This window comes from Citricoccus nitrophenolicus (genome assembly GCF_047305825.1).
GTDB classification, from domain to species: domain Bacteria; phylum Actinomycetota; class Actinomycetes; order Actinomycetales; family Micrococcaceae; genus Citricoccus; species Citricoccus nitrophenolicus.
The window spans coordinates 2,387,213-2,400,986 of record NZ_CP063070.1 but is presented as its reverse complement, the minus strand read 5'-3'; the positions used below and the strand labels follow the sequence as shown (position 1 = coordinate 2,400,986).

11 protein-coding genes are annotated in these 13,774 nt (G+C 69.3%); 5 read left to right on the top strand and 6 right to left on the bottom strand.

The annotated features are described in order from the left end of the window. Positions 1-58: 58 nt before the first annotated feature. From IMT31_RS11040 to glyA, 6 genes are read right to left on the bottom strand one after another with little or no spacing between them, the layout of a single operon-like run. Complete coding sequence (locus IMT31_RS11040) at positions 59-1,456, bottom strand: L-serine ammonia-lyase (RefSeq protein WP_345356004.1); 1,398 nt, start codon at positions 1,454-1,456, stop codon at positions 59-61. Further along, on the bottom strand, positions 1,453-2,073 hold the full coding sequence (locus tag IMT31_RS11035; RefSeq protein ID WP_413542799.1) for a sarcosine oxidase subunit gamma: 621 nt from the start codon (positions 2,071-2,073) through the stop codon (positions 1,453-1,455). Before IMT31_RS11035 ends, IMT31_RS11040 begins: the two co-directional genes overlap by 4 nt. After that, positions 2,066-5,017, bottom strand: coding sequence for a 2Fe-2S iron-sulfur cluster-binding protein (locus IMT31_RS11030; protein ID WP_413542798.1), 2,952 nt, complete (start codon positions 5,015-5,017; stop codon positions 2,066-2,068). Before IMT31_RS11030 ends, IMT31_RS11035 begins: the two co-directional genes overlap by 8 nt. Beyond that, a complete protein-coding gene (locus tag IMT31_RS11025; RefSeq protein ID WP_345356010.1) occupies positions 5,014-5,325 on the bottom strand; it encodes a sarcosine oxidase subunit delta in 312 nt (103 codons plus the stop codon). The genes IMT31_RS11030 and IMT31_RS11025 overlap by 4 nt, the downstream gene beginning before the upstream one ends. A gap of 10 nt (positions 5,326-5,335) precedes the next feature. After that, positions 5,336-6,553, bottom strand: a complete 1,218-nt coding sequence (locus tag IMT31_RS11020; RefSeq protein WP_345356013.1) for a sarcosine oxidase subunit beta family protein — start codon at positions 6,551-6,553, stop codon at positions 5,336-5,338. 1 nt (position 6,554) lies between these two features. Next, complete coding sequence (gene glyA, locus IMT31_RS11015) at positions 6,555-7,928, bottom strand: serine hydroxymethyltransferase (RefSeq protein WP_413542797.1); 1,374 nt, start codon at positions 7,926-7,928, stop codon at positions 6,555-6,557. Positions 7,929-8,087: 159 nt separating this feature from the next. Here glyA and IMT31_RS11010 point away from each other — a divergent pair, with 159 nt between their 5' ends. From IMT31_RS11010 to IMT31_RS10990, 5 genes are all read left to right on the top strand, one after another. After that, entirely contained in the window at positions 8,088-8,747 is a 660-nt protein-coding gene (locus IMT31_RS11010; protein WP_345356019.1) for a GntR family transcriptional regulator, read from the top strand. A gap of 110 nt (positions 8,748-8,857) precedes the next feature. Then, positions 8,858-10,639 carry a BCCT family transporter gene (locus IMT31_RS11005; RefSeq protein WP_413542796.1) on the top strand — a complete coding sequence of 594 codons (1,782 nt, stop codon included), beginning with the start codon at positions 8,858-8,860 and terminating at the stop codon, positions 10,637-10,639. Continuing rightward, positions 10,636-11,454 carry a creatininase gene (locus IMT31_RS11000; protein ID WP_413542795.1) on the top strand — a complete coding sequence of 273 codons (819 nt, stop codon included), beginning with the start codon at positions 10,636-10,638 and terminating at the stop codon, positions 11,452-11,454. The genes IMT31_RS11005 and IMT31_RS11000 overlap by 4 nt, the downstream gene beginning before the upstream one ends. A 96-nt stretch (positions 11,455-11,550) precedes the next feature. Beyond that, positions 11,551-12,807, top strand: coding sequence for an aminopeptidase P family protein (locus tag IMT31_RS10995; RefSeq protein WP_413542794.1), 1,257 nt, complete (start codon positions 11,551-11,553; stop codon positions 12,805-12,807). 108 nt (positions 12,808-12,915) lie between these two features. Beyond that, complete coding sequence (locus tag IMT31_RS10990) at positions 12,916-13,728, top strand: IclR family transcriptional regulator (protein WP_413542793.1); 813 nt, start codon at positions 12,916-12,918, stop codon at positions 13,726-13,728. The last annotated feature ends 46 nt before the right edge of the window (positions 13,729-13,774 follow it).

Below are 13,774 nucleotides of genomic sequence, written 5' to 3'. Positions count from 1 at the left end.
CATCGTCGCCGGTGGCGCATGGTGAGTCCGTTCCCCTTTCACCGGGCGGAAAACCGCCTCAGCACTCCGGGAGGTTCACCGCCACGTTCACGGCGAGTCCGCCGCGGGAGGTCTCCTTGTACTTGGACATCATGTCCCGCCCGGTGTCCCGCATGGTCATGATGGCCTCGTCCAGGGACACCCGGTGGGTGCCGTCCCCGGCCAGGGACAACCGGGCCGCGTTGATGGCCTTGACCGAGGCGATCGCGTTGCGCTCGATGCAGGGGATCTGCACCAGGCCGGCGATGGGGTCACAGGTCAGCCCGAGGTTGTGCTCCAGGCCGATCTCCGCCGCGTTCTCCACCTGTTCAGGTGTCCCGCCCAGCACGGCGCACAGCGCGCCGGCGGCCATGGAGCACGCGGAACCGACCTCGCCCTGGCAGCCGACCTCGGCCCCGGAGATCGAGGCGTTGCGCTTGAACAGCGTCCCGATGGCCCCAGCGGTGAGCAGGAACTCAACCACCCGATCGTCATCGCAGTCGCGGAACATGTCGAAGTAGTGCAGCACGGCGGGGATGATGCCGGCGGCGCCGTTGGTGGGGGCGGTGACCACCCGGCCGCCGGAGGCGTTCTCCTCGTTGACGGCCAGGGCGAAGAGGTTCACCCACTCCATGGCCCACAGGGTGTCCTTGGTGTCCCCGGCCGCCTCCTGCTCGCGTAGCCTGCGCCGCAGACCGGGCGCACGCCGCTTGGCCAGCAGCACGCCCGGCAGCACCTCCTCGCTCCTGCTGCAGCCGTTCTCCACGCACTCCTGCATGACGGCCCACACAGCCAGCAGCGAGGTGCGGATCTCCTCGTCGGTGTGCCGGGTCAGCTCGTTGGCGTGCATGACCTCGGCGATCGAGAGTCCGGACTCCCGGCACCGCTGCAGCAGCTCGGCGCCGGTGGAGAACGGGTGGGGCTCGGGGATCTCCGGCTCCGCGTCAGTGCCGGCCTGGTCCAGCGCCTGCGCCGTCACCACGAACCCACCACCCACGGAGTAGTAGTCCTCCTCGGCCAGCACGGAGTCGTCCGCCGCGTAGGCGGTGATCCGCAGGCCATTGGGGTGGCCGGGGAGTGACTCCCAGCCGTTGAGCACCACGTCCTCGCCCTTGTTGAAGGAGACCTCGTGGGTCCCGTCCAATGCCAGCAGGCCGGTGTTGACCGCCTCGGCCACCACCTGCGGGGCCTCCTCCGCACCGATGGTCTCGGGGTCCCGGCCGGCCAGGCCCATGATCACGGCGTTGTCCGAGCCATGCCCTTCGCCAGTGGCACCGAGCGAGCCGTAGAGGACGGCCTTGATCCGGGCCACCTCCGGCAGGGTCTTGTCCTCGGCCAGCCCCCGGGCGAAGAGGCGGGCGGCCCGCATGGGCCCCACCGTGTGGGACGACGACGGCCCCAAGCCGATGGAGAACAGGTCCAGCACGCTCAAGGTCACAGCACGTCCTCCTGCCGGAACTCCTCCATGGAGTCCACCAACCAGCGTACGAGATAGTCGGCGAAGGACGCACGGGGGTAGACGCGGTACTCCTCCTCGCCGGAACGGTGGAGCAACACCGGGACCACGCCCACGGCCGTGACGATCGCCTGGCCCACGGGGAAGGCGCGCGGGTGCAGATCCGCCTGACAGCCCTTCTCCAGGACCGCCCGGGCAGAGGGCCCGGCCAGCACGAGGATCGTTCGATTGGCGGAGAGGTCCAGGGCCTGGCCGGGCAGACCCTGCAGGGCGGCCTCGAGGGAGTCCACGTCCCCCGCGACCTGTTCACGGGAGACGTCCACGGCCAGGAACTCGTCCGGGGACAGCCACAGCACGTGCTGGCCGGCGCCGTCACCGGTCACCTCTCCGTGCCGGGCCGGGAGCCCCACCCCGAGGACGTCCTCCAGGGCCTGGGCAGAGACGCTGTCCGGGCTGGCCCGGAGGCCGATCTGGACGGCGAAGGGCAGCTCCCTCAGGGTCACGGCGCGAGCACCGGTCACGTCGGCGGCCTCCATGAAGCCCGCCAGGTGGGCCGCCGGAGAGGTGCGCAGGGTTCGGGTCATCAGGTTCTCAGCCATCACGGCGGTTCCCTTCGGGGTCGTAGAGGATGGGCGAGGCGATCTCCACCTCGACGTAGTTCTCGCCGTCCGGACCGCCGGCGCCGATCGGCGAGCGCACGATCTCGCCGATCCGGTTCCGGCCGTTGTCCACCAGGGCCAGACCGAAGGTCCGGCCGAGCGCGGGCGAGTTGTAGGAGGAGGTGACGTGCCCGATCATGGCGACCGGGCCGGCGTCGGGCGTCAGGGGGGTCCCGGCCGTCACCAGCTGGGCACCCTCCGCGAGACGCGTGGTGCGGTCCACGGGCAGAACACCCACCAGGTGGCGGCGATCCTCGCGGGCGGTGTGCGCCCGGGAGAAGGAGCGGTTGCCCACGAAGTCCTTCCTCGTGGACACCGCCCAGTCCATCCCGGCGTCCTGCGGTGTCACCGTGCCGTCCGTGTCCTGGCCGATGATGATGAAGCCCTTCTCGGCGCGCAACACGTGCATGGTCTCGGTGCCGTACGGGGTGATCCCGAACTCGGCGCCGGCCGCTGCCACGGCCTCCCAGGTGGACAGGCCGGAGAAGGCCTCCACGTTGATCTCGAAGGCGAGCTCCCCGGAGAAGGAGATGCGGCAGACCCGGGCGCGGGTGCCGTTGGCCAGGGTGGTCTCGCGGAAGGCCATGAACGGGAAGGCCTCGTTGGAGACGTCCAGCTCGGGGGCCAGCTTGGCCACCACGTCCCGGGACTTCGGTCCGACGACGGCGATGGTGTTCCACTGCTCGGTCACCGAGGTGCACACCACGTCCAGCTCCGGCCACTCGGTCTGGTGCCACTCCTCCAGCCAGTCCAGGACCTTCGCGGCCCCGCCGGTGGTGGTGGTCATGAAGAAGCGGTCCTGCTCCAGGCGCATGGTCACGCCGTCGTCGAAGAGCATGCCGTCCGCCGAGCACATCAGCCCGTAGCGCCCCATCCCTTCCTTGAGCTTGAGGAAGCCGTTGGTGTAGATGCGGTTGAGGAACTCGGCGGCGTCCGCCCCGCGGATCTCGATCTTGCCGAGGGTGGAGCCGTCCATGAATCCCACCGAGTCACGCACGGCGGCGCACTCGCGGTACACGGCGGCGTCCAGGTCCTCCCCGGGCTGCGGGTAGTACCAGGGGCGCTTCCACTGGCCCACGTCCTCGAACTCAGCCCCGGCCTGTACGTGCCAGGGGTGGATCGAGGTGACACGCGCCGGGTCGAACAGCTCCCCACGGCGGCGTCCGGCCACGGCGGCGAAGGCCACGGGGGTGAAGGGCGCCCGGAACGTGGTGGTGCCGATCTCCCCGAGGTCGCCCTCGTTCAGGGCCGCGGCGATCACGCCGATCGCGTTGACCCCGGAGGTCTTGCCCTGGTCATTGGCGGTGGAGATGGAGGTGTAGCGCTTGACGTGCTCCACCGAACGCATTCCGGCGCCGGTGGCGCGCAGCACGTCCGCCACGGTCTGGTCACGCTGGAGGTCCACGAAGTGGGTGGTCCAGTCAGCGGGCTCCCCCTGCAGGGCCGGGGCGAGCCAGACCGGCCGGATGGCCCCCTGCACGCCGGCCGCGGGCGCATCCGGGATCAGCAGCGGGGCGGAGGAACCGGTCGCCTGGGCCGCGCGGTGCCCGGCTTCGGCGCCCTGGACCAGGGCCTCACGCAGGCTCCCGGATCCGGTCATGGCTCCCGCGGTCTGCTGGTCCTTCACCGCGGCAGCCGGCACGAACGCCGCGAGCGTCTGATCCCAGCGGAGCCGGCCCTGACGCTGGCTGTGCAGGTGCACCACCGGCGAGTGGCCGCCGGAGACGGCGAGCAGATCCACCTCCAGGGACTCCGGCTGGCCGGTCAGGGCGCCTTCGGAGTCCAGGGCGGAGACGGTGATGCCGCTGATGCGCCCGGCGGGGCCGTCACCGGCGGTGTCCACCACAGCGGCACCGAAGATCCCGCGCACGCCTGTGGCCTCGAGGACCTTCAGCGCGGTGGCCGAGGCCTCCGGCCGGGAGTCGACGACGGCCGTCACGGTGACGCCGGCGGCCTGCAGGTCCGCGACGAGACGGTAGGCGGAATCGTTGGTGGTGGCCACCGCGATCCGCTCGCCGGCCAGCGCGGCATACCGGTTCAGGTAGGTGCGTACGGCGCCGGCGAGCATGACCCCGGGGCGGTCGTTGTTCGCGAAGACCAGCGGACGCTCGTGGGCGCCGGTGGCCAGGACCACCTGACTGGCGCGAACGTGCCAGATCCGCTGGCGGGACACCCCGGGCCGCTCTCGGGCGGGCAGGTGGTCCGTGCGGGACTCCACCGCCACCACGAAGTTGGCGTCATAGGAGCCGAAGGCCGTGGTGCGCGGCAGATAGGTGAAGTCCTCTGCGTGGGCCAGCCGGTCCAGGGTGGACACCGCCCAGGAGCGGGCGTCCATCTCGTCGATCGTGTCCTCGCCGTCGCCGGCGCGGCCCGAGAGCAGGGAGCCACCGGGAGTGGGCTGATCGTCCATGAGGATGGTGCGGGCACCCGACTTGCCGGCCTCACGGGCGGCGGCCAGTCCGGCGGGGCCCGCCCCGACCACCAGCACGTCCGCGTGGACGAACTTGTGGTCATAGACGGCCTCGTCCCGGGCAGGGTCCATGACGCCCAGCCCCGAGAGATAGGTGGCCCGCATCCCCTCGGTCAGTCCCACCGTGGTGGCAGGCAGCATGGACTCATCGGCGTGGCCGGGGAATCGTGAGGCCACGGTGACGAGGGCGTTGGACTCCTCCACACCCGCCGCGAGGATGCCGCGCGGGCGGCGTTCATAGAGGGAGTCGCCGCAGTCGAGACGGCCGTTGGCGATGAGGGCGCTGGCCAGGGTGTCCCCGGGGTGTCCGGTGTAGTCGGTGCCGTCCACCGTGAAGGTGATCTCGCGGCTGCGGTCGAGGCTGTGGCCGGGGGCGAGGCCGGGCTCGAGGCGCCGGGTGTTGGCGGTGCTCACAGGGATCCTCCATCGGTGCTGGCAGGGATGGCGCCGGCGTCGGGCCGGGACTGTCCCGCGGGGTAGGTGGCCTCAAACTCATAGGTATGCGTGTCCCGCAGCGCGTTGAACCACTTGCGGCAGCCGCCGCCGTGCTGCCAGCGCTCGGCGAACATCCCCTTGGGGTTGTCCCGGTAGAACAGGTACTCGGCCCAGCCGCGGTCATCCAGGGCGTGCGGGTCCTCGGGGTAGGCGACGTGGGCCTGGCCCCCGTAGTGGAATTCGGTCTCGTTGCGTGGCCCGCAGTGCGGGCAGTCGATCAGCAGCATGATTCTCCCGTCAGTGGGCCACGGCTGCGGCGCCGTGCTCGTCGATGAGGTGCCCGGTCTCGAAGCGGTCCAGCGCGAACGGTGCGTTCAGGGCGTGGGCCTCGCCGGTGGCGATGGTGTGGGCGAAGGTGTAGCCGGAGGCCGGTGTGCCCTTGAAGCCGCCCGTGCCCCAGCCGCAGTTGACGTAGAGCTCGTCGATCGGGGTGGGCGAGATGATCGGAGAGGCATCGAAGGTGGTGTCCACGATCCCGCCCCAGGTGCGCAGCAGGTGCGCCCGGGAGAAGATCGGGAACAGCTCGCACGCGGCGGCCAGCTGCTCCTCCACCACGTGGAAGGCACCGCGCTGACCGTAGCCGTTGTAGGCGTCGAGGCCCGCACCCATGACCAGCTCGCCCTTGTGGGCCTGCGAGACATAGACGTGGATGTGGTTGGACATCACCACGGTGGGGTGGACCGGCTCGAAGAGCTCGGAGACCAACGCCTGCAGCGGGTGGGACTGGATCGGCAGCCGGAAACCGGCCAGGTCGGCCAGGACGGAGGAGTGCCCGGCCGCGGCGAGACCGACCTTGCCGGCGTTGATCCGGCCTCGGGAGGTCTCCACGCCCACCACGCGGTCGCCGTCCTTGATGAAGCCGGTGACCTCGCAGTTCTGGATGATGTCCACACCCATCTCGTCACACTTGCGGGCGAAGGCCCAGGCCACGTGATCGTGCTTGGCGATCCCGGCGCGAGGCTGGTAGGTGGCGCCCATGACGGGGTACCGGATGTCATCCCCGATGTTGATGATGGGGCAGGCCTCCTTGACCTGCTGCGGGTCCAACCACTCGGCGTCCACGCCGTTGAGCACGTTGGCGTTGACGCGGCGCTGGGACTCGCGGACGTCCTGCAGGGTGTGGGCCAGGTTCATCACGCCGCGCTGGGAGAACAGGAAGTCGTACTCCAGCTCCTCCGGCAGGCCCTCCCACAGCTTGAGGGAGTGCTCGTAGATGGCGGCCGACTCGTCCCACAGGTAGTTCGAGCGGATGATCGTGGTGTTGCGGGCCATGTTCCCGCCGGCCAGCCAGCCGCGTTCCAGGATGGCGATGTTCGTCATCCCGTGCTGCGAGGCCAGGTAGTAGGCGGTCGCCAGACCATGGCCGCCGCCGCCGACGATCACTGCGTCATAGCTGGACTTCGGGTCAGGGTTGCGCCACAGGACATCAGGGTGCTCCGGAAGCTTCTCGGCCATGTCAGGCTCCCTTCGTGTTCGAGTTCGGGGTGAGGTGGTCGGTCAGGTTCGGGTACAGCGGGTGGGCTGCCGCCAGCACCCGGACACGCTCCCCCAGTCCATTCAGGACCTCGGTGGGCACCCCGGCGCCGCCGGCCGCGGCACTCGCGGCGCCGGCCGTGAGCGTCTCGGCGATGATGTCCGCGACCTCGAGGAAGGCCTCCTCGCCGAATCCGCGGGTGGCCAGGGCGGGGGTGCCGATGCGCAGCCCGGAGGTGACCATCGGGGGACGCGGATCGAAGGGGACGGCATTGCGGTTGGTGGTGATGTCCACGGCCGCGAGCAGGTCCTCGCCCTGCTGACCGTCCAGCGGGGAGTCCCGCAGGTCCACCAGGGCCAGGTGCACGTCGGTTCCACCGGTGAGGACGGTGATGCCGTGCTCGGCCACGTCGGGCTGCGTGAGCCGCTCGGCGAGGATCCGCGCACCGGCCAGCGTCCGTTCCTGGCGGTCCCGGAAACCTTCCGAGGCGGCGACTTTGAAGGCCACGGCCTTGCCGGCGATCACGTGCTCCAGGGGACCGCCCTGCTGACCGGGGAACACGGCGGAGTTGACCTTCTTGGCGATGTCCGCGTCATTGGTCAGGATGATGCCGCCGCGCGGTCCGGCCAGGGTCTTGTGGGTGGTGGAGGTGACCACGTGGGCGTGCGGCACCGGGGACGGGTGCAGCCCGGTGGCCACGAGCCCGGCGAAGTGGGCCATGTCCACCATCAGGTAGGCGCCCACCTCGTCGGCGATCTCGCGGAAGCGGGCGAAGTCGAGCTGACGCGGGTAGGCGGACCAGCCGGCGATGATGAGCTGCGGCTTGCTCTCCCGGGCCAGGCGAGCCACCTCGTCCATGTCCACCTGGTGGGTGGACTCGTCCACCCCGTACGCCACGATGTTGTAGAGCCGTCCGGAGAAGTTGATCTTCATGCCGTGGGTCAGGTGGCCGCCGTGGGCCAGGTTCAGGCCGAGGACGGTGTCCCCGGGGCGGATCAGCGCGTGCATCACCGAGGCGTTGGCCTGGGCGCCGGAGTGGGGCTGCACGTTGGCGAAGTCGGCGCCGAACAGCGCCTTGACCCGCTCGATCGCCAAGGTCTCCACGGCGTCCACGTGCTCGCAGCCGCCGTAGTACCGGCGCCCGGGATACCCCTCCGCGTACTTGTTGGTCAGCACCGAGCCCTGGGCCTGCATGACGGCGGCCGCGGTGTGGTTCTCCGAGGCGATCATCTCCAGTCCGTCCCGCTGGCGGCCCAGCTCGGCATCGATGTGACCGGCGATCTCCGGGTCCAACTGGGCCAGCTCGGCGGTCAGTTCGGCGGGGACGGTCTGGGCGGACTCACGGGTCTGGGTCACGGTGCCTCCTGCGGCGCGGATCGAGAACTCATGGAAGTTCTGGAAGACAACTGATATATCAAGATGCGGTCAAGAGTATGATGGGGATCACAGGCCGTCAAGGCCTGCCGACCACTCGCCACCTCTCACGGTTCGCCGAGAGCCCACCCGAAGGACGCCATGAGTACCGCCACGGACCTCGCCAGCCCGGAACTCTCACTCGCCGAGCAGGCCTATCGCACCCTGCGGGACCGGCTGATCATGCTGGACATCGCCCCGGGCGAGCCCCTGAACGAGGGTCAGCTGGTCGCCGAGCTCGGCTTCGGACGCACCCCCCTGCGGGAGGCGATGAAGCGCCTGGAGACAGATCACCTGGTGATCTCCTATCCCCGCCGAGGGACCTTCGCCACCCGCGTGGACATCACCGAGTTGGCAGCCGTCTCCGAGGTCCGCCAGCTCCTCGAGCCGCTGGCTGCCCGCAAGGCGGCGGAGAACGTGGACCCGGAGACCCGGGAGGCCTTGACCCAGGCCCGCGGCAGCATCGGAGCGCTGGGGCACGACGCCGCCCTGCGGGACGTCATGGCGCTGGACCTGGAGGTCCACCGCCTGGTCTACCGCACCGCGGGGAATCACCATCTCGAGGAGTCACTGGTCCGCCTGGACAACCTCGCCACCCGGATCTGGTGCGTGGTGGTGGACCGCCTCCCGGACGTCACGGGGCATATCCGCGAGCACCTGGGACTCCTGGAGGCGATCCTCGACGGCGAGGCCGAGCGTGCGGAGCAGATCGCCGCCGAGCACGTCCGCCACTTCAACGCAGCGGTCCGCAGCGTCATCTGACGTCCTCCCGGCCAGGCCTTGACGGTGACCTGGGTCACTGTCATTGTTTAGTGCAACCGCGTTGCCATAAGTGCAACAGCCAGCGACTGTGCCGCCTGGAGGAAGTCGACATGTCCACCCCTGAGAAATCCGCCACCCGCACCGAGTACAGCCCCGCTGCTGGGAGCGAACGGAAGGTCACCCTCCCGCGATTCCGAGGCCGGATCATCCCACCTCTGGACCGGGCCATCATCATGGTCCTGCCGCCGGTGCTGATCATCGCCGCCGTGGTGGCCGTGACGGTCAACCCGGAGGGGGCCGCCACCCTGATCGGGCGCCTGCGGACCTTCGTCACCGGCGGATTCACGTGGTGGTTCGTGGCCTATTCGCTCATCGCCGTGGGCGTCTGCGCCTGGCTGTGCATCAGCAGGGTCGGGACCGTGCGCCTCGGCGGACCCAAGGCCCGGCCCGAGCACAGCAATTTCGCCTGGTACTCCATGCTCTTCGCCTGCGGGCAGGGCATCGGGCTGATCTTCTGGTCCGTGGCAGAACCCATCATGCTGCGTGAGGAGACCCCCGTCATCCCCACGGGTGCCAACCCGGGCGAGGGAGGCCTCGTATGGACCTACTTCCATTGGGGCCTGACCGCCTGGGCCATGTACTGCATCGTGGCGGTCTGCCTCGCGTACTCCCACCACAACCTCGGCAAGACCCTCACGTTCCGCGAGGCGACCGTGGACATCCTGCCGCAGCGCGCCCAGCGGCCGGCCGGCGTCGTCATCGAGCTGCTGGCCATCATCGCCACCGTGCTCGGCCTGGCCACGTCCTTCGGCTTCGCCGCGATGCAGTTCACCTCCGGCGCCACCAAGGTGCTTCCATTCGAGGGCAGCACCGTGGTCTGGATCATCGTCATCCTGGCCTTCGGCATCCTGACGGCCGCCTCGGCCCTCGTCGGAGTGAACAAGGGGATGAAGCGCATCAGTGAGACGAACTCGATCCTGAGCATCGCCCTGGTCATCGCCGTGTTCGTCTTCGGTCCCACCGTCTACCTGCTGTCCAACATCTCCCAGACCTTCGGCTCCTTCGTCCAGCACTTCATCCCGATGAGCTTCTTCGCCGGGGCCGAGAGCGCCGGGACTCCGCTGGCGGAGTGGTCGGACAGCTGGAACGGCTGGTGGACCGTCTTCATCTGGTGCTGGGTGATCGCCTTCTCCCCCTTCGTGGCCGGCTTCATCGCCCGCATCTCCCGCGGCCGCACCATCCGCCAGTTCGTCCTGGGCGTGACCATCATCCCGTCCCTGATCGTCATGGTCTGGGTGGGCATCATCGGCTCCGCCGGCATCCACTATGACAACGAATCAGGCCAGATCTCCGCCGACGCCGCCGAGGACACCTCCTCCGCCCTGTTCTCCATGCTGGACATGGTGCCGTGGATCGGCACGCTGCTGGTCATCGTGGCGACCGTCCTGGTGGCCACCTACTACGTCACCTCCCTGGACTCCGGCACCTATGCACTGGCCGAGTTCGTCTCGGCACCGAAGAAGTCCGGCCCCTGGTTCCGCGTGGTCCTGGTGGCCAGCATCGCCACCGTCGCGCTGGTGCTGCTCTCGATCGGCGGCGTGGATGCCATCGACACCGTCCAGACCGGCACGATCATCGGCGGCTTCCCGTTCTCCTTCGTCATCGTGCTGATGATCGCCAACCTGATACGCAGACTCCGCGCCCGTGACCGCGAGGTACGGCAGTTGGAGAAGGACATCAACGATCCGGGGCGCCGCGAGGAGGACGACACCGTGGACGCGGACGGCATCCCGCACCTCGACCCGCGCCTGGGCGTGGGCCCGGGGACACTGACCGACGTCCAGGACCCCTACGGTTACCACACCCACACGGAGAGGAAGTCCCAGCAGTGACCACCGACCCCACAGCCCAGCCCACCCGGCTGGCCCACCTGGATGCCCACACCTACCGGGACTGGGTGGCCGGAGCGCACTCCACCGTGATCCTCCCGGCCGGCGCCTTCGAACAGCACGGCCCCCACCTGCCCCTGGGAACGGACGCCACCCTGTCCTCGACCCTCGCCGAGGCCGTGGCGTCCCGGATCGGCGCCAAGGTCGCCGAGCCGTTGTCCTACGGCTACAAGTCGCAGCAGAAGTCCGGCGGCGGGAACCACCTGCCCGGGACCGTCAGCCTGGATGCCGGGGCCCTGATCGCCCAGGCACGCTGCCTCATCTCCGGGTTCCTGTCCCAGGGCGTGAAGAACCTCGTGATCCTCAACGGACACTACGAGAACTACCAGTTCCTCTACGAGGCCGCGGACCTGGCGCTCGGTGACGTGCGCGCCACGCCACCCGGAGCCGGCCTGCCCGATCCGGCCGGCCCCACGGTCCTGCTGCTCTCCTACTGGGACTACGTCACCGAGGAGACCCTCAGCACGGTCTACCCCAACGGCTTCCCCGGCTGGGACATCGAGCACGGCGGGGTGCTGGAGACCTCGCTCATGCTGCACCTGCATCCGGGGCTCGTCGCCATGGACCGCGCCGTGACCCACCCCCCGGCGAACCTGCCGCGGTTCGATCGCCTTCCGGTGGACCCCTCGAGGACCCCGGAGACCGGGTGCCTCTCAGCCCCGGACGGCTCCTCGGCCGCGAAGGGTCGGCTGCTGTTCGAGCAGGTCATCGCGGAGCTCACCGGGGATCTGATCGGGGAACTCGGCCTGCCCAGCTGAGGTTTCTTGCAGAACCCCTTGACGTGACCCGCCACACATCACAGAATCAATGCAACACCGTTGCGCTTAACGCAACCCAGTCTTGAGGAGTACACCATGACCACCACCTCCAACACCGCCCAGTCCGTCTCCGAGCTGGAGCGCCTGAAGACCCTGCACAACGGCTCCAAGCAGCAGCTGACCTTCTCGGATGCCGAGTTCGAGCGCCGCCTGACCGGCCTGCGCCGGATCATGGCCGAGAAGGCCATGGACGCCGTCATCCTGACCAGCTACCACGGGATCAAGTACTACTCGGACTTCCTCTACACCACCTTCGGCCGCAACTACGCCCTCGTGGTGACCGCAACCAATTCGACCACCGTGACGGCCAACATCGACGCGGGCATGCCCTGGCGTACCAGCTACGGCGAGAACATCGTCTACACGGACTGGAAGCGGGACAACTTCTTCCACGGGCTGCAGGAGGCCCTGAGGCGGGACGGCGTGAAGGCCTCTCGGATCGGCGTGGAGGACGACTTCCTGCCCGGACTGACCCGCCAGCGCATCCAGGACGCCTTCGAAGGCGCCGAGCTGCTGGACGTCTCCCAGGACGCCATGCGCCAGCGCATGATCAAGTCCGCCGAGGAGATCGAGGTCATCAAGCACGGCGCCCGCATCGGGGATCTCGGCGGCGAGGCCATCAAGGCCGCCATCCGCGAGGGCATCTCAGAGTACGAGGTCGCCCTGATCGGCACCGAGGCCATGGTCCACGAGATCGCCCAGACCTTTCCGCACCGCGAGGTCCGGGACACCTGGGTCTGGTTCCAGTCCGGCATCAACACGGATGGCGCGCACAACTGGGCCACCACCCGGAAGCTGCAGCGCGGGGACATCCTCTCCCTGAACTGCTTCCCCATGACCTCGGGCTACTACACCGCCCTGGAGCGCACCCTGTTCCTCGGCCAACCGGACGAGCGCAGCCTGGAACTGTGGAACGTCAACGTGGAGGTACACCGCGCAGGCCTGGAATTGATCAAGCCCGGCGCCGTCTGCAAGGACATCGCCCACGAGCTGAACGAGATCTACATCGGCCACGGCCTGCTGCCCAACCGCACCTTCGGCTACGGTCACTCCTTCGGCGTGCTCTCCCACTACTACGGGCGCGAGGCCGGCCTGGAGTTGCGCGAGGATGTCGATACCGTGCTCGAGCCGGGCATGGTGGTCTCCATGGAGCCGATGATCACCGTCATGGACGGCGAGCCCGGGGCCGGTGGCTACCGCGAGCATGACATCCTCGTGATCGGCGAGGACGGCGGCGTGGAGAACATCACGAAGTTCGGCTTCGGCCCGGAGAACAACATCATCGACGCCTAGACCGGTCGGTCGTCCACACCCCGCCCTGGCCCGGTTCCCCCGCAGGGGCCCGGGTCATGGCATCGTGTGATGGACACCAAGTCAGCGCCGCGTTCCGGAAGGATCACCATGAGCACCACCAGCACCGGGAACGACGCCGGCCCGGAGAGTGCCAGCGCAGCGCGCGGCACCTCGGTGATCGTCAACGTCCTGCAGGTCATCCGCTGCTTCACGGTGGAGGAGCCGGTCCTGGGCGTCACCGAGATCGCCGCCCAGGTCGGCCTCCACAAGTCCAGCGTCTCCCGGATACTGGCCACGCTCGAGCAGGAGAAGGTGGTGGAGCGGGACGAGGCCTCCCGAAAGTACCGGCTGGGCCTGGGGCTGATCGCCGTCGCCGGACCCCTGCTGGCGGGCCTGGACGTCCGGCGCATCGCCATGGCCGATCTGCGCGAGCTCTCGGAGACCACGGCCGAGACGGCGGCGCTGAACATCTGGGACGGCACCGCCGCGGTCACCGTGGAGCAGGTCCCCAGCCGCCAGCAGGTCAAACACACCTCAGTCCTCGGCAGCCGCTACACCACCGGCCTGAGCGCGAGCGTCCAGGTGTTCATGGCACACGAGCCAGCCGAGCGCGTGCACGCCCTGCTGGGCTCCGGACGCATTGCCTTCGACTCCCCCAGCGAGGCCACGCAGCCGGCGGCCTACCTCGAACGGCTCGCGGCGGTGCGCCGTGAGGGCCACGCCGTCAACCACGGCGAGACACAGGCGGACGAGGTGGGCATCGCGGCTCCCGTGCTGGACCACCGTGGGGAGGTGGTGGCCACCGTACTGCTGGCCGCCCCCCGCTACCGCGTCCCAGCCGAGCGGATCCCCGAGCTCACCGCCCACTGCCGGGATGCCGCCACGCAGATCTCCCGGCGCCTGGGTGCTGGGCCCACGTAAGCGCAGAGGCCACCGGACACACCGGAGCCATCCAGAAGGCAGGCGC

Bases quoted from the DNA above. Each gene is read 5' to 3' on its own strand.
- IMT31_RS11025 (WP_345356010.1), bottom strand. From the start codon at position 5,325: ATGCTGCTGATCGACTGCCCGCACTGCGGGCCACGCAACGAGACCGAA.
- IMT31_RS10995 (WP_413542794.1), top strand. From the start codon at position 11,551: ATGACCACCACCTCCAACACCGCCCAGTCCGTCTCCGAGCTGGAGCGC.
- IMT31_RS11035 (WP_413542799.1), bottom strand. From the start codon at position 2,073: ATGGCTGAGAACCTGATGACCCGAACCCTGCGCACCTCTCCGGCGGCC.
- IMT31_RS10990 (WP_413542793.1), top strand. From the start codon at position 12,916: ATGAGCACCACCAGCACCGGGAACGACGCCGGCCCGGAGAGTGCCAGC.
- IMT31_RS11020 (WP_345356013.1), bottom strand. From the start codon at position 6,553: ATGGCCGAGAAGCTTCCGGAGCACCCTGATGTCCTGTGGCGCAACCCT.
- IMT31_RS11005 (WP_413542796.1), top strand. From the start codon at position 8,858: ATGTCCACCCCTGAGAAATCCGCCACCCGCACCGAGTACAGCCCCGCT.
- IMT31_RS11010 (WP_345356019.1), top strand. From the start codon at position 8,088: ATGAGTACCGCCACGGACCTCGCCAGCCCGGAACTCTCACTCGCCGAG.